The sequence below is a fragment of the Pseudomonas sp. MWU12-2345 genome (assembly GCF_023242385.1).
Lineage (GTDB): Bacteria > Pseudomonadota > Gammaproteobacteria > Pseudomonadales > Pseudomonadaceae > Aquipseudomonas > Aquipseudomonas gingeri_D.
The window spans coordinates 359,791-378,635 of sequence record NZ_JALLJA010000001.1; the positions used below are offsets into that span (position 1 = coordinate 359,791).

At 58.8% G+C, this 18,845-nt stretch carries 17 protein-coding genes, 1 tRNA gene and 1 pseudogene; 17 read left to right on the forward strand and 2 right to left on the reverse strand.

Annotated features, from left to right (window positions below; translation table 11 throughout):
- Nucleotides 1-5 precede the first annotated feature (5 nt).
- Nucleotides 6-1,045, reverse strand: a pseudogene (locus M5C71_RS01635) (DMT family transporter).
- Between M5C71_RS01635 and M5C71_RS01640 the strand changes: the two are divergent.
- The 17 genes from M5C71_RS01640 (at nt 1,040) to M5C71_RS01720 (ending at nt 17,909) form a co-directional block, all read left to right on the forward strand.
- Entirely contained in the window at nt 1,040-1,603 is a 564-nt protein-coding gene (locus M5C71_RS01640; protein ID WP_103499610.1) for an XRE family transcriptional regulator, read from the forward strand. The pseudogene M5C71_RS01635 and the gene M5C71_RS01640 overlap by 6 nt on opposite strands.
- 281 nt (nt 1,604-1,884) lie before the next feature.
- Nucleotides 1,885-3,087, forward strand: a complete 1,203-nt coding sequence (locus M5C71_RS01645; protein ID WP_103494308.1) for an SfnB family sulfur acquisition oxidoreductase — start codon at nt 1,885-1,887, stop codon at nt 3,085-3,087.
- Nucleotides 3,088-3,096: 9 nt separating this feature from the next.
- Entirely contained in the window at nt 3,097-3,552 is a 456-nt protein-coding gene (locus M5C71_RS01650) for a hypothetical protein (protein WP_103494307.1), read from the forward strand.
- The gene (locus M5C71_RS01655) at nt 3,542-4,939 is read left to right on the forward strand and encodes an LLM class flavin-dependent oxidoreductase (RefSeq protein ID WP_103494306.1); all 1,398 of its coding nucleotides are present in this window, start codon (nt 3,542-3,544) and stop codon (nt 4,937-4,939) included. Before M5C71_RS01650 ends, M5C71_RS01655 begins: the two co-directional genes overlap by 11 nt.
- A gap of 75 nt (nt 4,940-5,014) precedes the next feature.
- The gene (locus tag M5C71_RS01660) at nt 5,015-6,010 is read left to right on the forward strand and encodes an AMP-binding protein (protein WP_103494305.1); all 996 of its coding nucleotides are present in this window, start codon (nt 5,015-5,017) and stop codon (nt 6,008-6,010) included.
- On the forward strand, nt 6,007-6,783 hold the full coding sequence (locus M5C71_RS01665; RefSeq protein WP_103494304.1) for an ABC transporter ATP-binding protein: 777 nt from the start codon (nt 6,007-6,009) through the stop codon (nt 6,781-6,783). Before M5C71_RS01660 ends, M5C71_RS01665 begins: the two co-directional genes overlap by 4 nt.
- Nucleotides 6,783-7,664 (forward strand): branched-chain amino acid ABC transporter permease, encoded by an 882-nt coding sequence (locus M5C71_RS01670; protein WP_103494303.1) that lies wholly within the window; start codon nt 6,783-6,785, stop codon nt 7,662-7,664. The genes M5C71_RS01665 and M5C71_RS01670 overlap by 1 nt, the downstream gene beginning before the upstream one ends.
- A 3-nt stretch (nt 7,665-7,667) precedes the next feature.
- Nucleotides 7,668-8,717: a branched-chain amino acid ABC transporter permease gene (locus M5C71_RS01675; RefSeq protein WP_248767066.1), complete on the forward strand. Its 1,050-nt coding sequence runs from the start codon at nt 7,668-7,670 to the stop codon at nt 8,715-8,717.
- Nucleotides 8,718-8,752: 35 nt separating this feature from the next.
- Entirely contained in the window at nt 8,753-10,093 is a 1,341-nt protein-coding gene (locus M5C71_RS01680; RefSeq protein ID WP_103494301.1) for an ABC transporter substrate-binding protein, read from the forward strand.
- 3 nt (nt 10,094-10,096) lie between these two features.
- Nucleotides 10,097-10,864 (forward strand): ABC transporter ATP-binding protein, encoded by a 768-nt coding sequence (locus M5C71_RS01685; protein ID WP_103494300.1) that lies wholly within the window; start codon nt 10,097-10,099, stop codon nt 10,862-10,864.
- A 14-nt stretch (nt 10,865-10,878) separates the two neighbouring features.
- Nucleotides 10,879-12,333, forward strand: a complete 1,455-nt coding sequence (locus M5C71_RS01690) for an FAD/NAD(P)-binding protein (RefSeq protein WP_248767067.1) — start codon at nt 10,879-10,881, stop codon at nt 12,331-12,333.
- 148 nt (nt 12,334-12,481) lie between these two features.
- Nucleotides 12,482-12,555: transfer RNA gene (locus tag M5C71_RS01695), tRNA-Cys, on the forward strand.
- 632 nt (nt 12,556-13,187) lie between these two features.
- Nucleotides 13,188-13,904 carry a hypothetical protein gene (locus M5C71_RS01700; protein ID WP_103497487.1) on the forward strand — a complete coding sequence of 239 codons (717 nt, stop codon included), beginning with the start codon at nt 13,188-13,190 and terminating at the stop codon, nt 13,902-13,904.
- 290 nt (nt 13,905-14,194) lie between these two features.
- Nucleotides 14,195-14,986 (forward strand): DUF6694 family lipoprotein, encoded by a 792-nt coding sequence (locus M5C71_RS01705; protein ID WP_103497486.1) that lies wholly within the window; start codon nt 14,195-14,197, stop codon nt 14,984-14,986.
- A 302-nt stretch (nt 14,987-15,288) separates the two neighbouring features.
- Nucleotides 15,289-15,993 (forward strand): polyphenol oxidase family protein, encoded by a 705-nt coding sequence (locus M5C71_RS01710; RefSeq protein ID WP_103497485.1) that lies wholly within the window; start codon nt 15,289-15,291, stop codon nt 15,991-15,993.
- 190 nt (nt 15,994-16,183) lie between these two features.
- Nucleotides 16,184-17,209, forward strand: coding sequence for a hypothetical protein (locus M5C71_RS01715; protein WP_103497484.1), 1,026 nt, complete (start codon nt 16,184-16,186; stop codon nt 17,207-17,209).
- Between the two features lie 175 nt (nt 17,210-17,384).
- The gene (locus M5C71_RS01720; protein ID WP_103497483.1) at nt 17,385-17,909 is read left to right on the forward strand and encodes a hypothetical protein; all 525 of its coding nucleotides are present in this window, start codon (nt 17,385-17,387) and stop codon (nt 17,907-17,909) included.
- A 160-nt stretch (nt 17,910-18,069) separates the two neighbouring features.
- Here M5C71_RS01720 and M5C71_RS01725 read toward each other — a convergent pair whose 3' ends face one another.
- Nucleotides 18,070-18,744, reverse strand: coding sequence for a polysaccharide lyase family 7 protein (locus M5C71_RS01725; RefSeq protein WP_103497482.1), 675 nt, complete (start codon nt 18,742-18,744; stop codon nt 18,070-18,072).
- Nucleotides 18,745-18,845: the final 101 nt, after the last annotated feature.

Sequence of the window (18,845 nt, forward strand, 5' to 3'; positions counted from 1 at the left end):
CCTGTTTATTTGTTCGGATCCAGCCCTTCGGCTTCCGCAGCCTCTTCGACTGCCTCGGCCCGTTGTTTGCCCTTGGTCTTCAACTCACTGACGATCACCGCCGCGACAATCAAGGCAGCCCCCAGCAGCGCTATTCCCGGCAACCGCTCACCCGCCAGACGCCCGGCAATCCCCGCCCAGACCGGTTCCCCGGCATAGATCAAGGTGGCACGGGTCGGCGAAACACTCTTCTGCGCCCAGTTCATCGCCACCTGAATCGCCGCACTGGCGGCCCCGAGGCCGACGGCACTGGCCAACAACAACCAGGAAAATTCCGGCAACGCCTCCTGGGTCGGCACGATCATCAGAAACGCCAGGATCGACGCCGTGGCCAACTGCACCACGGTCACCCGCCGTACATCGACCTTGCCGGCATAGTTGCTGATCAGGATGATTTCGGCGGCAATCGCGATGGCGCTGATCACCGTGGCGATCTCCCCGGAGCTGAAATTCAGCTTCGCGCCATTGGGCCCGGACAGCAGCATCAAACCGGTAAACGCCAGCATGATCCCGACACTCGGCATCAGCCCCGGACGTTTGCCCAGCACCAGCCATTGCAGCAGCGGCACGAAGGGCACGTACAACGCGGTGATAAACGCCGACTGGCTGCTGGGAATGCTTTGCAGGCCCACGGTTTGCAGACCGTAGCCGAGCATGATCGCGGTGCCGATAAAGAATCCTGCCTTCAGCTCGAAAGCCGTAATGCCCCGCAGGCTGCGGGCCGAGAACAAGGCGACAATGCACGCCGCCGCGGCAAAGCGCAGGCCGACGAAAAACATCGGGCCGCTGACGGTCATGGCGTTCTGCACCAGCAGAAAGGTGCCGCCCCAGACCATGGTGATCAGGATCAGCACGCACTCGGCCTTGCTGAACCGCAGGGTCGAGGCAAACGAGGTATTGGAGTTCGCCGCAGTCATGGCCTTGCACACTATTCGGGTGAGACGCACAATGCGCCGAAGCTGGGCAGTATACTGCGCAAACCAACCAAGTGAGCAATATAGTGCACAAAGAAACTTCGCAACGGGCTTCGGTGCTGCAACACGTCAGCTTGAATGTGCGTCGCCTGCGCCATGAGGCTCAGTTGAGTCAGACCGCGTTATCGGAAAAGTCCGGGGTCAGCCGCCGTATGCTGGTGGCGATCGAGGCGGGGGAGAAGAATGTCAGCCTGACCACCTTGGACCGGGTGGCCGAGGCGTTGGGTGTGGCTTTCAGCGATCTGATCCAGGCGCCGGATGTCCGCGACCCGAGTCGGATCAACGAGGTGGCCTGGGCCGGGGTGATTCCGGGGAGCAAGGCGGTGTTGCTGGCCAAGGCCATGGCCAGTCGCGAAGTCGAACTCTGGGAGTGGCGCCTGGAGCCGGGGGAGCGTTATGACTCGGAGCCGGACTGCGATGGCTGGAGTGAGCAGATCTATGTCTTCGAAGGTTGCCTGACGGTGGTGCTCGGGGAGCAGCCGCGGTTGGTAGCGGCGGGGGAGTTCTTTATGTTTCCCAGCAACCAGCCCCACGGCTATCGCAACGATGGTGATGTGGCGACGCGCTTTATCCGCAACGTTGTATTGTAGCAGCGTGGCTTGCCCGCGAAGCTTTTGGCGGCCTCAAGGGCCTCTTCGCTGGCAAGCCAGGCTCCTACAGGTTCGCGGTGTTCTTAAATTTCCATCTCCATCTGCCCCAATACCAACTGTTGCCAGGGCAACAGTGTCTGGACAGTTTGCTGTTTTACAGCTGCGATCAATTCTAGGTTTTTATTTTAAGCGACTGAAAAATATAGTTTTTATTTTTAGGCACGACTCCTGCTATGTCCTTGTCATGCGTTTTGCATTTTCAAGGACTCGGGAGTCGGTCTATGACAACTGTCGCCAAACCTGCCTACACCGCCCATATCATCCGTTCGGATGAAGAGGCCATTGCCGCGGCCAGAACCCTCGCGGCGCGTTTTGCCGTCGAAGCCGGCGTACGTGACCGCGAGCGACGCCTGCCCGTCGCCGAACTCGATGAATTCGCCGCCAGCGGCCTGTGGGGCATCACCGTTCCCAAAGCCTACGGCGGTGCTGGCGTTTCCTATGTGACGGTGGCGGAAGTCATCAAGATCATTTCCGCTGCCGACTCGTCCCTTGGCCAGATCCCGCAGAACCACCTCGGTGTGCTGGATATCCTCCTGCAAACCGCCAGCGAGGAACAAAAGCATTATTACTTCGCCAAGGTGCTGCAAGGTTATCGCTTCGGCAATGCCTTCTCCGAAGCCAAGAGCAAGAATGCCGGCACCTTCGACACCCGTATCCGCTTCGACGGCGACACCGCACATATCGACGGTGAGAAGTTCTACTGCACCGGCGCCTTGTTCGCCCATATCGTCCCGGTGGTCGGGCTCGACGAGGCCGGTAATGCGCAGATCGCCTTTGTCGAGCAGGGCACCCCGGGCCTGACTATCGTGGATAACTGGGACGGCTTCGGCCAGCGCACCACCGCCAGCGGCAATGCGCTGTTCAACGACGTGAAGGTACCGCGCAGCAGCGTGATTCCAGCCCACCAGGCCTTCGACCTGCCCACCGCCAACGGCCCGATTTCCCAGATCATCCAGGCGGCGGTCGACACCGGTATTGCCGTCGGTGCCCTCGAAGAAGCCAAGCGTCATGCCCGTCAAGCGCGGCCGTGGATCGACAGCCAGCAGGAACATGGCTGGCAGGACCCGTTCACCCAGGCTGCCATCGGCGATCTTGAATGGCGGGTACACGGCACCGAAGCCATCCTGGAAAAGGCCGGCCTGGCAGTCGACCACGCCCTGGCGCAGCCCAGCGAAGACAGTGTTGCCCTGGCCTCCGTGGTGGTGGCCCAGGCCAAGGTGCTGTCCGCCGAAATCGCGTTGCTGGCCAGCAGCAAGATTTTCGAGCTGGCCGGCACCCGTTCGGTACTGGCCAGGCACAACCTCGATCGCCATTGGCGCAACGCCCGCACCCACACCCTGCATGACCCGGCGCGCTGGAAATACCACCTGATCGGCAACTACCTGCTCAACGGCGTCAAGCCGGCCCGACATGCCTGGAACTAGGAGCCCACGATGAATGCATTGACTCATCCCGCCAGTCACCAGCCCGCCCTGGCCCGAGTGGCAAGCGACCTGCACAGCGCCCGCCAATCCCTGGAACGGACCCTCGGCGTTGCGCGCGCCCATGCCCAACTGGCCACCGATCACCAGGTCATCGGCAAGTTCGGCGACCTGCAGATTCGCATCGAGGTGGCGGCGGCGCTGCTGGAGCGCGCCGAACGCATTGCCGCCGGCAACCAGGACGAGGCCGAAAAGACCATTGCCGTCGCCGAAGCCAGTATTGCCATCGCCGAAGCCCTGGCGCAGGTCGGCCAGGTTGAACAGGAACTGACCGGCCAACGCCCCGAGTGGTCGCCCAGCCATGATCCGCTCCAGGATCCGTTGCATCTCAAATACCGATTGATCGGTGACTTGCGCCTCAATGGCGTGGTTCCACCGAGTGCCAGGAGTGCTGTCGATGTCCCGTGAAATCCGCCTCAATGCCTTCGACATGAACTGCGTTGGCCATCAGTCGCCCGGACTGTGGGCTCACCCGCGTGACCGTTCCTGGCAATACAAGGACCTGGAGTACTGGACCGACCTGGCGAAGATCCTTGAGCGTGGCAAGTTCGACGGCCTGTTTATCGCCGATGTGCTGGGCATCTATGACGTTTATAACGGCAATGGCGACGCGGCGATTCGCCAGGCGGCCCAGGTGCCGGTGAACGACCCGTTGCAGTTGATTCCGCCCATGGCGCTGGTGACCGAGCACCTGGGGTTCGGCCTCACGGCTTCGTTGTCCTTCGAGCATCCGTATCCTTTTGCCCGACGTCTTTCCACCCTCGATCACCTGACCAAGGGGCGCGCCGGCTGGAACATCGTCACTTCGTACCTGGAAAGCGGTGCGAAGAACCTCGGCCAGCGTGCCCAGACCGAACATGACGCCCGTTACGACTATGCCGAGGAGTACCTGGAGGTCTGCTACAAACTCTGGGAAGGCAGTTGGGAAGACGGCGCGATCCTGCGCGACCGGGCGCGCAAGGTGTTCAGCGACCCGAGCAGGATCCACGAGATCCAGCATGTCGGCAAACACTTCCAGGTGCCGGGTATTCACCTGTGCGAGCCGTCGCCGCAACGTACCCCGGTGCTCTACCAGGCCGGCGCGTCCAGCCGGGGCAAGCAGTTCGCCGCCGAGCATGCCGAGTGCGTGTTTGTCGCCGCGCCGTCCAAGGTGCTGCTGAAAAAGGTCGTGGCCGATATCCGTCGGCGCGCGGCCGAGGCGGGTCGGGACCCGAAAAGCATCCTGATCTTCAACCTGCAGACGGTGATCCTTGGTGAGACCGATGCCAAGGCCAAGGCCAAGTTCGAGGAATACAAATCCTATGTCAGCTACGAGGGCGCCATGGCGCTGATCTCGGGTTGGACCGGGATCGACTTCAGCCAGTTCAAGCCCGATGAGCCGCTGCGGCATGTGCACACCAATGCCATCCAGTCGGCGGTGGAGACCTTTTCCACGGCGGACCCGAACCGGATCTGGACGCCCAATGAACTGGCTGACTGGGTTGGGATCGGTGGGTTTGGGCCGCTGTTTGTCGGCAGCCCGGAGACCGTGGCGGATCTGCTGCAGGAGTGGGTTGAAGAGACCGATGTCGACGGTTTCAACCTGGCCTATGCGCTGACCCACGAGACCTTTGTCGACGCGGTGGACTTGCTGGTGCCGGAGTTGCAGAAGCGTGGTGTGTACAAGACCGAGTATGCCCCCGGGACCTTGCGCGAGAAGCTGTTCGGCGCGGGGCCGAAGCTGGCGGATATCCATCCGGGGGCGGGGTATCGGGATCTGGCGGGGTTGCGGGAGAAGAGCCTGCGTTCGGCCTGATTACCGACCGACAAACCTGTATTTCACAATCGCCAGCGGACCACCGCACGCCAAACGACTGAACGAGGTTCCGCCATGAGCGTGCATGAACTGAAACGTCCGCCCGTCATCCATCCGCCGCACCCTGAAACGGTTTCGATCTTTACGGGGGCCCTTGAGCAGTTGCGCCACTGGGCCCAGGTCAGCCCGTTGCAGAGCGCCTTGCGCCACAAGCGCCACGGGCAATGGCACAGCTGGCGCTGGATCGATGCCTTGCGCGAAGTCGAGCGTTTGGCCGATGGCTTGCGCCAACAAGGCTTCACTGCCGACTCGTGCCTGGCCGTCAGCGGCGCCCAGGAACCGAACCTGTTGCTGCTGGCGCTGGCGGCCCATTCCATCGGTGGCCTGGTCTTCAGCCTGGCCTCGGACCTGAACGCAGAAGCCCTCGACCAAGCGTTCTGGCGCCTGCACCCCAGCCACGGCTTTGTCGAGAGTCGCCAGCAACTGCTCAATTGGCTAGCTGCCGGCGATTCAAGTGCCGCCCCAGCAGTGCTGATCGCCAATCAGCTGCCGGGACGCCAGCCGGGTTCGCCGAGGCAAAACGTGCTCGCCTTCGCCAGCCTCAGTGGCGACAACCAGGAGCCGCGCCCGCTGGTGCGGTGGCGTGCAACAGGCGCCCAACCTCAGCTATGGAGTGAAGAAGATAGCCAATGGCAGGGCGGCTTGAGCGTGGTCCTGGAGCAATGGCTGAACACCGGCCACAGCCTGGCTTTCCCGGAAAGCCGCGACAGCGCCAGCCGTGATCGACGGGAACTCGCGCCGTCCGGCCTGCTGCTGTCAGCGGAGCGCCTGCAAGTGCTGGCCGACGAAATCGAACAACGCTTGGCTCCTCCGGGCAGTTGGCGCCGGCGCCTGTGCGAATGGTCACTGGCCCATCCCGAACGACTCGTGGCCCGCCTGCTCAAGCAGCGTGTGCGGCGCCTGCTGGGCTTTCAGCGCCTGCAATACATCTGGCAACCGGCGACGCCATCGAAAGTCCCGGCGGCCTTCAATCAATGGCGGGTCGATGCCCCAGGACGGAAAAGCGCATGAGTACGCTCGAACCGATTTTGCAAGTACGTGACGTGTCGCTGTCGTTCAAGGGCGTGAAGGCCATCAACGAACTGTCATTCGACGTGCGGCGCGGCGAGATCTGCGCCCTGATCGGGCCCAACGGCGCGGGCAAGAGCTCGTTGCTCAACCTGTTGAACGGGGTCTACCGCTTCGACAGCGGTGAGATCGTCTTCGAGCAGCAGCGCTTTCACCGTATCGATCCCCTGGACGCGGCCCGTCGCGGCATTGGCCGGACCTTCCAGAACAATGCGCTGTTCAAGAAGATGAGCGTGATCGACAACCTCCTGACCGGGCTGTCGCGGCATATGCGCAGCCATTTTCTCGAACAGGCCCTGGGCCTGCCCCGGGCGCGTCGGGAAGCCGAGGCCTTTCGCCTCAAGGCTCAACACATTCTCCAGTTGCTTGAACTGCAGGCCGTGCGCGATGTGCCGGTGGGCACCTTGTCCTATGGCCGGCAAAAACGCGTGGAGCTGGGCAGGGCGCTGATTGCCGGTCCCACGCTGTTGCTGCTGGACGAGCCCATGGCCGGCATGAATGCCGAAGAAAAGCAGGAAATGGCGCGGTTTATCTCCGACGTCAATCGCGACCTCGGCACCACCGTGGTGCTGATCGAACATGACATGGGGGTGGTGATGGGCTTGTCCGATCATGTGGTGGTGCTCGACTACGGGCGCAAGGTCGGCGACGGCACGCCGGTCGAAGTGCAGGGCAATCCCGAAGTGATCGCGGCCTACCTGGGAGCGGTGCACTGATGGCGTTTTTTCTCGAAACCCTGATCGGCGGATTGCTCGCCGGGACCCTGTATTCGCTGGTCGCCATCGGTTTCGTGCTGATCTACAAGGCCAGCGGCGTGTTCAATTTTGCCCAGGGCTCGATGCTGCTGTTTGCCGCGCTGACCTTTGTCAGTCTTCACGACCAAGGCGTGCCGTTCGCCCTGGCGTTGCTGCTGACGGTCGGAGTGATGGTGATCGGCGCACTGCTGATCGAGCGCCTGGTATTGCGGCCGCTGGTCAACCGTTCGCAGATCACCCTGTTCATGGCGACCCTGGGCCTGTCGTTCATTATCGAAGGCCTGGCACAAGGGCTGATGGGCTCCCAGGTCCGTGCGCTGGACCTGGGCATCGACGACGTGCCGCTGTTTGTCCACGGGATGATGCTCAGCCAGTTCGACCTGATTGCCGCCGCTGCCGCCGTGGTCCTGGTGGTGGTCCTGGCGCTGCTGTTCAACAAAACCCGGATCGGCGTATCGCTGCGGGCGGTGGCCGACGACACCACGGCGGCACTGTCCATCGGCATCAACCTCAACCGCATCTGGCAGATCGTCTGGGCGGTGGCCGGCTGTGTCGGCCTGGTGGCGGGCCTGCTTTGGGGCGCGCGCCAGGGGGTGCAGTTTTCCCTGTCGCTGGTGGTGCTCAAGGCCTTGCCGGTGTTGATCATCGGCGGCTTTACCTCGATCGGCGGGGCGATTGTCGGCGGGTTGATCGTCGGCGCCTCCGAGAACCTCGCCGAAGTCTATATCGGGCCGCTGATCGGCGGCGGCATCACGCCCTGGTTCGCCTATGTCCTGGCGTTGGCCTTCCTGTATATCCGCCCGGCTGGCCTGTTCGGCGAGCGGGCCATTGAGCGAGTCTGAAGCATGTCCGTTCCCGTAATGAGTGAAACCGCACCCTGGGTGCTGATCGAGCGGCGCCTGCCATGGTCGTTGCTCGGCCTGCTGGTGCTGGCATTTGGTGTCGTGCCGCTGGTGGGCAACGATTATTGGCTGAGCGCGATCCTGATCCCGTTCCTGGTGCTGTCCCTGGCGGGGCTGGGGCTCAACCTGCTGACCGGCTACACAGGGCAGACCTCGGTCGGCGCGGCGGGCTTCATGGCAGTGGGGGCCTTTGCCACCTACGGCTTTCTGCTGCGTCTGCCGGAATTGGGCTTGCCTCTGGCGCTGCTGGGCGGCGGCATCATCAGCGGCTTTGTGGGCTTGCTGTTCGGCCTGCCCAGTTCGCGGATCAAGGGCTTCTACCTGATGGTCACCACCCTGGCCGCGCAGTTTTTCCTCGAGTGGTTGTTCGTCAAGTTTCCCTGGTTCTACAACTACGGATCGTCCGGGACCATTTCCGCTCCGAGTCTGTCGTTGCTCGGGCATGACCTGAATACCCCGGTGGGCCGCTACCTGCTGACCCTGGTCACGGTGCTGCTGCTGACCTGGGTCGCGCGCAACCTGGTGAACAGCCAGACCGGGCGCAACTGGATGGCGATCCGCGATATGGACACGGCCGCGGCGGTGATCGGTATTCCGGTGGCGCGCTACAAGCGCCTGGCATTTGCCGTCAGTTCGTTCTACCTGGGCATCGCCGGGGCGCTGTGGGCGTTCGCCTACCTGGGCACCGCGAGCGCCGGCAGTTTCGATATCAATCGGTCGTTCCAGATCCTCTTCATCATCATTATCGGCGGCATGGGCAGTATCGCCGGCAACTTTGTCGGCGCGGCCTTTATCTGCCTGCTGCCGATCCTCCTCAGCCATCTCGGGCAGGCCTTGCTCGGTGGCGCGGTGGATGCCGGGCAGTTGCAGAACCTGCAAAAAATCATCTTTGGCGTGCTGATCATCCTGTTCCTGATCAAGGAGCCGGAAGGGCTGATCCGCCTGCTGAGCAACACCCTCGAACGGCTCCGGCACTGGCCGTTGCGCTTCTGACTTCCGACTTCCCATCCCTGGAGAACGATTCCACCATGCGTGCACTTTTCAAACGTTCACTGACGGCTGCGGCCCTGGCCCTGACGGTTCTCGGCACTGCGGCGCCGATGGCCCAGGCCTCGCCCGACCAGCAATTCTTCCCCCTGGCCACCTACCGGGTCGGCGCCTATGCCTCCAGCGGCGTGCAGGTCTGGGCCGGGATGATCGACTACCTCAACTACATCAACGAGGTGGAAGGCGGGATCAACGGCGTCAAGCTGGTCTGGCAGGAGTGTGAAACCGAATGGACGGCGGAGAAGGGCATCGAGTGCTACGAGCGCTTCAAGAACGGTCTGGATGGTGCGCCGGTGGCGGTCTATCAGCCTAACGGCGCGCCGGCGGCCTACGCCCTGAGCGAGCGCGCGGAAGTCGACAAGATACCGTTGATCACCCTCGGTTACGGGCGCACCGAGGCCACCGACGGCAAGGTCTTCCCCTATAACTTCCCGGTGATGCTGACCTTCTACAGCGAAGCCTCGACCCTGGTGAACTACATCGCCCAGCGCGAAGGCGGTTTCGACAAGCTCAAGGGCAAGAAGATCGCCACCGTCTACCACGACTCGGCCTATGGCCGTGAAACCCTCGGGCCGCTGAAACTGCTGGCGGAAAAATACGGCTTCGAGAATATCCAGATTCCAGTAGCCGATCCGGGCAACGAACAGTCGGCGCAATGGCGGCAGATTCGCCAGCTCAATCCGGACTGGGTGTTCCTGCGGACCTGGGGTGTATCGACGCCGGTAGCGGTCAAGACCGCCGCGCGCTTTGGCTTCCCGGTGGACCATATCGTCGGTGATATCTGGGCCAGTTCCAGCGAAGACGTGTTGCCGGCGGGTGCGGCGGCCAAGGGTTATCTGGCGTTGACGCCTTACCCGGCGGGCGCGGACTTCGAGATCCACAAGCGCCTCAAGCAATACATCCTCGACAAGGGCAAGAGCGACCTCAAGGACCTGAACAACTTCGGCAGCGTCTACTACAACTCCGGGCTGGTGAACGCGGCGATTGCGGTGGAAGCCATTCGCACCGGGCAGGCCAAGTTCGGCAAGCGGCCGCTGCATGGCGAAGAAGGGCGTTGGGGCCTGGAGCATCTGGATATCGATGATGCGCGACTCAAGGCCATGGGCTTCTACGGCCTGATGCAGAACCTGAAACTGTCCTGCAGCGACCATGAAGGCGGCGGTTCGGCGCGGGTCCAGCAATGGGACGGTAGCCACTGGAGCCTGGTCAGCGACTGGATCGCGGCGGATCGGGCGCTGTTGCGGCCGTTGATCGACGAGAAGTCGGCAGCCTTTGCGGCAGAAAAACACCTGACTCCGCGCACCTGCGCGGCGGGCGAGTAAACCATGGGCCGGCCCGCGCTTGAAGCGAGCGGTGCGCCGCTGTTGCAGGTCTCGGACATCGAGGTGATCTATGACCGGACGATCCTGGCGGTGTCCGGGGTTTCCCTGAGTGTGCCCAAAGGCGGCATTGTCGCTTTGCTCGGGGCCAACGGTGCCGGCAAAAGCACCACCCTCAAGGCGATCTCCGGGCTGGTGCGGGCCGAACGGGCGCAGGTCACGCGCGGCAGCATCCACTTCCAGGGGCATGACAGCCTGGCGGTCGACCCGAGCCAGCGTGTGCGTGACGGCCTGGTGCACGTGTTGGAGGGGCGACATGTATTCGGGCAACTGACGGTGGAGGACAACCTGCGCAGCGGTGGGTTTGTCCGCGGGCTGAGTCGACGGCAGATGCTGGAAGACCTGGAGCGGGTCTATGCCTGGTTCCCGCGCCTGAAAACCAAGCGCAAAACCCAGGCCGGGCTGACCTCGGGAGGCGAGCAGCAGATGGTCGCCATTGGCCGGGCCTTGATGACACGACCGACTTTAGTCTTGCTCGACGAGCCATCCATGGGCCTGGCGCCTATTATCGTTCAGGAAATCTACGAGATCGTGGCTCAGCTCAATCGTGAGCAGCAGGTCAGCTTCCTGATTGCCGAGCAAAACATTAATGTAGCGCTCAAATACGCGACCCAGGCCCATGTGCTCGACACCGGCCGGGTGGTGCTCAGCGGTACGGCGGATGAATTGCTGGCCAGGGGCGACCTGCACGACTTCTACCTGGGCAAGCACTGACAAGAGAGTGAAGAATGAGTGGAACCCTGAGCGGACAGGCGACAGACGCCATCCCGGCTGCTGATGTGTTGATTATCGGCGGGGGCCTGAGCGGCGCGATGCTGGCGGTGCAGTTGCTGCGCCTGAAAGGCCGGCGGCGGATCCTGATCGTCGAGCCGCGTGCCGAATTGGGACGGGGTGAGGCCTACAGCGCCACGGAGCTGGGGCATACGTTGAACGGTAACGCGGCGCGGATGAGCGTCGACCCGGACAATGCCGATGACCTGACGCAGTGGTTGCAGGCTTATATAGCGGACGGTGGCTGGCCTGAGTCGGATCAACAGCATGTGCCGGTCAGCGAGCTGTTCATGCCCCGGGGGATCTTTGGCCTTTACGTCCAGCAGCGCCTGGCCGAAGCCCGGGAGCAGGGGGCGGCCTGGGGATCGACGGCCGAGCATGTGCGGGGCGAAGTGGTCGATCTGCAAAGCGACAGTGATGGGGTACTGCTAATGCTGGCTGATGGTCGGCAATTGCAAGGTACCAGCGCGGTGCTGGCGACCGGCATGTTCCCTGCGGCGCGTACCCGGCAGAAACAGTCCAGCGGCTTGAATGCGGCGGCGGTTGACCCTTGGGATGTGGCGACCATGTCGCGGCTTGATCCTCAAGGGCCGGTGCTGATCATCGGCTCCGGCCTGACCATGGTCGATGCCGTAGTCTCGCTGGAACAGGCCGGGCATCGTGGGCCGATCCGGGTGATTTCCCGGCACGGGCTGTTGCCTCATGTGCGGCGTCAGCCGCCGAGCTGGGTGGATTTCCTGGCGGCTGATCACAGTATTCGCAGCCCACGGCAGTTGCTGCGCGAGGTGCGTCGCCAATGCACCTTGGCGTTGGAGACCGGGATTGACTGGCAGGCGCCGTTGGACACGGTGCGGGCGCATATCGGTCGGCTCTGGAGCCAGGCCAGCGATGTGCAGCGTCGGCAGTTCGTGCGGCATGTGCGGCCCTGGTGGGAGAGTCATCACCACCGTTCGCCACCCTTGAGTGCCGAGTTGGTGGAGCGGTTATATAAAGAAGGGCGGCTGACCATCGAGGCGGCGTCACTCAAGGGCCTGGACGAGCCACGGGATGGGCAGGTGAGTATTTTCGTCCGGCCAAGGGGGGAGACGCAGACACATACAGTTACGGGCGCGGCGTTGATCAACTCCACGGGTATTGAATATGACTGGCGCCGGGTGGATCGCCCATTGCCCCAGCAATTGCTGGCACGACGATTGGTTCGGCCAGGGCCGCTGGCGTTGGGTATCGCGGCGGATGTCGGTGGCGCTGTGGTGGATGCCGAGGGCAATATCTCCACCCGCTTGTTCGCTATGGGCCCGCCGTTGCGGGGCATGTGGTGGGAGAGCACGGCGGTGACGGATGTGGCCAGCCAGGCGAAGGCACTGGCGGTGCGTCTGGCGCAATTGAGCGCCTCGGAGAAAGACCGAAGCTGACCTAAAAATTATTAGAATTCAGGGGGTTGCCAGTGTCATTCAACTAGGACATAATGCGCGCCATCAGCAGGGACGGCAACGTAACCAACGCTGAAGAATCAAGGAGTTGCGGCAAGCCAGTCTTGCAAGAGCGCTCGATTCGACCTGAGGCCGAGTAGCAAAATGGTTATGCAGTGGATTGCAAATCCATCTACGCCGGTTCGATTCCGACCTCGGCCTCCACTATTCAAAAGCCCCGTAGATTCGTCTACGGGGCTTTTTTTTGCTTGAAAAGTGTCGTTTTCGCCGCTTTCGGCTATTTTCGTCGCTGAGCACTGTTAGACATCATAAATTTCGGCAGGTGGAAAGGCCACAACCTCGTTTATTTCAATTGTTGGAGAAGGAAATCTGAAATCTAGTTCGTGATTGTATTCAGGTTTAAGATTTTTGGATTTGGGTTTTTTTGTTGTGTAGTGTTGGCTTATGGCAGGTTTTTTGTTTTAAACAATTTGTTTTTAATATGTTGCTTTCATGCTTTACATTTTTTATGTGTGCTTGGGGAGGAAGGAGAAGGAAGTGTTTTTGTTGTTGAGGAATAAGCGCTGGCTTGCTTTTTCTAGAGTAAGTAAGTGAGAGGCTTCATGGAACAAGTAGCTTCGGGTCGGCCTTATCCATTCCGGGATAGAACAATAAACAGTGGCTGACTACTGCCTTCTCTCTGGCGACAATTTGACATTGCTTACGGAAGGGCTAGACTTGGTCGGGTAATACGCGAATCCTGGCGACTCGTAGTAGCTCCTCTCAATTCTAGTGGTTTGAAGCGGCTTGGGCGTAAAGATAAGCATCCCTCTTAGTTTATTAAGTGGAGCACTGTCATGAGCCAATTTCTTACAATTGAAGATTACGTTACGCAAACTCAGAAGTATCGTGAAGATTATTTTCCGCCCAGTGCATACCCGGGGCCTAATTTGGGCAGTTTTCTGGCTATGCCTTATAATCAGCAGATTCTTGCTGTCAGTGAAAAGCTCCAACAAAGGCCTCCTAGTGATGAGCTTGTGTCTGACTATTTAGCTTGGGTTCCTCGAGAGCAAGGAGTAATTGATAATTACAGCGAAAAAAATATCCCTTTCCAAGGGAGTTGGTGGGCAGGGGGTGCAATTACTCAGTTCGATACTTACACTGTCTCCACTATTAGTGAAAGCGTAAAAATAATCACGGTGGCTATGCAGGAGGCTTTTCTTAACGGCAGTCATCGAATTTGTGGTTATATAGAGTCCGTAGATGACCAGAAAAGGTGGGCCTATCTTCTTAATTGTGTCGATTATGACGACAGTGCGCAGTCAGTCGGGGATTTCCTGAAAAATGCTATTGCCTCAATATCGGATTATGATAATGCCTATATTGCAAATATAAAAGGTACTGCGGTTTCCCAAGATCTGTCACACGTTGCTTTCTTGAGGAAAGGTACTTGTCGTGCTGTGCTTTTGCAAACCTTTGATTATGTAAATCCTCATAGTAGCAATATATCAGGATATCAGCATAACTACAGCATGATAGATTCCGCAAATTTCGATCTGTCGCATCAATATTAAGGCGCCCGCATGTTATATGCGAGCGTCTTGCTAGCTCGTCTAGGTCCTTGAAATATTTCAATATCGGGCTCTGTTTTTTGTGTTCGCCACAGCCTTCTTCAGGATCAGGCCGTTGCCCGATTAAAACCCCGTAGATCCGTCTACGGGGCTTTTTTTGCCGAAAAACATCGCTCCCGCCGCTTTTCGGCCATTTCCTCCGCCGGGCATCCTTAAAATCATAAGAGCACCTGTTAAAGGTGACGAGGTAGTGGCCTTTTGCTAAAGTCCGTTTTTTATAGGGATGAAATCAGATGAAACGGATGTTGCTCGTTGGGCTCGTGGCGGTGTTGTTGGCGGGTTGTGGAGATCCCAGGCTCGATGCCACAACAGAGGCGACGTTGCAGGAGTCCACGAAAAAAGTAGCTGAAAAGCTCTCTCCTGAGGAAAAGAAGCAGTTCGCGGCCGACCTGATGCTTATTGCATTGAGCAAAATGGATCTTGTGAACAAGTCGGCTGACGTCATGGAGCAGGAGATCAATTCGAGCATGAACGGCAAGACCGCCGCCGAATTGAACACCTTGGCCAACAACATTCGTTTTGAAAGGGATAAAAAGCAAAAGGAGCAGGCCTTGCTGGAGATCAAGGCGCTGCAGTCCAAGGTGGCCGCTGCTGCGGTAGCCAAGGCTGAACTGTCGAAGTTCACCGTGCCCAAGTCGAGAATACTGAGCCAGGCTGAAAAGTACTCGAATATCCCTCAGCCGATTATCGAGTTGACGGTTCAGAACGGCACCACCCACCCGATTTCCCGCGCGTATTTCAAGGCAACCATTGCCAGCCCTGAAAGAGCCGTGCCGTGGTTTGTTGATGTCTTCAGCTACGACATTGGTGGCGGGCTGGAAGCGGGCGAGGGCGCTGTTTGGAAGCTTCTGCCTGATAAATACGGCAAGTGGGGCCATATTGAAGCGCCTGCCAGTGCCTATGTCTCTGTTGAGGTCTATAGGTTGGATGGGCCAGATGGTAAGGCGCTTTTTGACGCTAGTGGTTTGAGTGAGGGGGAGCAGGCGAGGTTGGATACTTTGCAGAAACAGTATGGCGCGATCTGATAAAGGCTGATTTTCATGAACCCATTGGGAGGGTTCATGAGGGACACGGAATTACCTTTCGTGTTTCGCGGAAAGAAGGTATAGCTCTCGAATTATTTCGTTATACCTACTGGATCTGGTAGTAGACGCTGACACACCCTGTGTCGAAACCATGTGCCGACTGAAATATTTTATCTTTTGGCCAGCACCTATACTGAAGTTCGCTGACAGCGAAGCCATCATGTATGATTGGCTCCGTGCGTGGCCCGAGATAGATGCATGGAGTGAAAGTGCATAAGCTTATTACATCAAGGTGACTCTTAGTGTACTTATCTGAAAAATTATCGGCGATCACTTATATCGAGCACGGCTTTAATGTCGCTATGCAAGATAGCCTGCCTGCTAATTTGTTGCACCTGCATCAACAGCACTCCAACACGGTGGTTGAAGTGGGCTCAGATGATGAGTCGGGAAAAATAGCCGCCGATGCAGTCTTTACAAGGTCATCAAGACCCATCTCAATCATAACAGCAGACTGTCTGCCCATTCTGGTGAGCTCCACTGCTGAGCCTTTTGTAGCTGCGATTCACGCGGGCTGGAAAGGCTTATCCACTGGAATTATAAAAAACTCGTTCAGCGCTTTTTCTCTTGCTGGGGTTGATAAGAGCAGCTTGAAAGTGGCCCTTGGCCCCTGCATCATGGAGTGCTGCTATGAGGTACAACTCCAAATGATTCGTGATATAGAATCTATTCAGGGTGCACTGTGGGCAGGTGATCAACCCCCATGGTTTTCTAGCCGACCAGCTCATAGTGCGAACTCTGCCATTGCTACGCATGGGGAAGCCTGGCTGAGCCTTTCCAGATACTGCATGCTTCTTTTGATAGCTGAGGGTATAAACTCTAGTCAAATTGAAGAATCTGCCATATGTACCTATTGTTCAGATCTCGGATTTGGTAGTTATAGAAGACGACAACACAGATCGGAGCAAAAAACTTTTCAATACTCGTGGATTCGCTCTTTACTATAGTGTTCGGTGCGCAGTCACAGAATGATGGGCGTAGAAATTAACTCCGCGCCTCCCACGGAAAAAGCCCAGATTTATTTTCCATCATCGTGATAATGATGTGAAAGTAAATCGGCCCTCATTTTCCGCATTTTCTGGGCCATGGTAAGGTGAAGAGCATTTTCAATACCGCCCCTGTGAGCATCTGGTTTCTATGATTTTCGGTCCTGATCCATCCGTCATTCTATTTATTTCCCTGCTGGTATTGCTCACAGCGATGAGCTGTGTCGGGTTGCTGTGGGTCCTGGTTGCTTTGCTGTTCGCATCGACCCGGCGTCACCTGCGGCGCAATCCTCGGCGATATACGTGCTTGATCGCGGTGGCCCTGGTGTTTGTCGGGTTGGGCGGAGCGATGTGGCGGGACTTCCAGCGTATCGATGATGAAGAGCAAGCCCGGCAACAGGCATTGAACCCTAGATTGCTGGTTGATCTGCACCTGGGCGAGCTGCATTTTCCCGCGGGCAGCCAGGCCCATCTCGGTACCTTGGAACCTCTGGATTGGGAAGCAAAGCCCCAGGCACACGGTCTTGAAAGCTTGAAGTCCATTGAGCTGCCCGCATCCTTCGAGGTCCTGGGGTTGCCGGTGGTGGCGATTGATTTTGCGCCGGGCTATGACAACTCCCGTGTCCACTTGGAGCATGACCATTTCGTGCAAGACTGGCACTGTGTCGCCGGCAGTTGGGCGACCTTCAGGCGAGAAATGGAGGACACCTACCGGCCAAGCCGCTGGCATTTTTCCGGGTGCGACCTGGTCCCTGGCGAGAGTATTGCCGGTGTGAACTGGCCGGCGGGTACGGTGGTGCATGGCGCCGGTTCGGGCTGGATGCTGAGGGCCGAGGACGGGGACAACCTGGACATTGCCCTCGATGGACTTCAATTGGCCGCATTGCGCATGACCCTGGATCCACAGCGTGAGCCTGAGAGTTGGGAAGGGCAGTTGGCGCAGCCTGCCACGCTAGGGGACTGGCGTTACCCCGCGGGTACGCGAGTTCGGGGAAATGCCCGTGGCGCCTGGCTGTTCAGTCCTTCCGGTGAACAGGACGCGATCAATCTGCGCACGGGTGAAAAGGTCGCTCAGGGCCGCTCTATCCTCCAGCGGCGCGGCGCTGAAGCTTTGGTGGCCATCAAGGCCAACAGTGAGGTCGGGGTGATCGACTGGTTTGTGATTACTCCGCAGTAATCCTGCCGGGCACCCATGTGGATCAAACGATCGCGATGCCGCAGCCTGCGCCAACCCGGTTAAAACTTCCTTGCACTAATGAAACATTTGTTAGTTGTCCCTCGACGCGATGACACGGACCATGGTCCGTAGTAAACGCCAATCACGCTACTTCAGCACGAGGAAAACTGGCTCCATGCTTCAGAAGAAACGCTCACCGCAGCACACGGTCATTCACTGTCTGGGCAGGCTGAGCCTGCGCACAGCGGGTGCCGTCGTAATCACCCTCGCTACCTTGGGTGGCGCACAAGCGGCCACATCCCCCACGGATACCATCAAGGCATTCAAACTCTGCACTGGCGCGGATAACAACTCCCACGTACTGGAAGGGACCGTCGACCAGCACATGCGCAACGACGTGACCGCCATTCACTTCAAGCAAACCCCGGCGCATACCTCCTTTGATTGGCACAAGGACCCGGAGCCTCAGTACGTCATTACATTGTCCGGTACCCTGGCGTTCGTGACCAAAACCGGTGAGAAATTCACCCTGCATCCGGGTGAAGTGCTGGTCGCCGAAGACAATACCGGCTCGGGGCATCGCTGGAGTCTGGTCGACGATCAACCTTGGCAGCGTGGGTATGTGGTCCTGAAGCCTGGCGCGCCGGATTCGTTTATCCCGAATGACCCGGTTGCTGCGAAAGTATGTAAAGCGCCTTAAGAATGCTGTCCACCGCACCGCTGTAGCGCGCCACTGGCCCGGCACAACTGCCGGGCCAGCTCATTTCCCGCTGCTCCAGTCGATGTACACAGGCCAATTGGTAACGAACAGTTCAGTCATCCAGCGAATAGAGCAGTATTGGGCTGCGGCTAACGCCAGATTAAACGTGAGTCACGGACAGTTGGCTGATAATGCAAATTGAGCCGTCGGTTGGCGATGTGGTATCCGTATAGTCAATTTGATTGTAAATCCCTCCATGGAAATCAAAGGATTTGGACAGCCAGGAGCTTCCCAATTGAAGCGTTGGAGAGGAGGCAGACTGACCGCCGCTACTGGCGCTCACGATAATCGCGCCCTTAGAGTTGCTATGGATGCTCACCTTGAACTTCGCACCTAACGCAACGTTACCCAGCAGAAATGCAGGCGTTGGGTCGGCACCGTTGAATTCCTTTCGAAATGCATAAGTGAGTGAGTTCTTCTCCCAAAACACCTTGATTGCCGGGTCTACATCGTCCTGAACGTGCATCTGTGAAACCACGACCTTCTGAGCCGAGTTCACCTTCACCAGGGTCATCTCTTGCCGGTTCCAATGATTGGCGGCGCTAAGCAGGGTCCAGTAAATCGGCTCTTTCCATTCGCAGCGCGTTCGATGTGTACTCTTGCTGGATGCCCCCTTGGTAGGGGCCGTGAGCTGAATAGATCCATCTGGCAGCCGGGTTATTACGGTAGGGCACTCTGCGAGAGCCATAGTACCGTTCAGCTCCAGCGCTACCGGGTTGGTGGCTGACGTCGGCAATGGTGTGGCGATGTCGAAGTTGCTGATATCTACAGTCATGATGGTCATCCTTGGTCATGGGAACTGTTTTTAATTGACGCTGGCTAGTCTGATACCTGCGGACGGTTATAGTTCACCGATTGGAGGTCATTGAGGGCGGG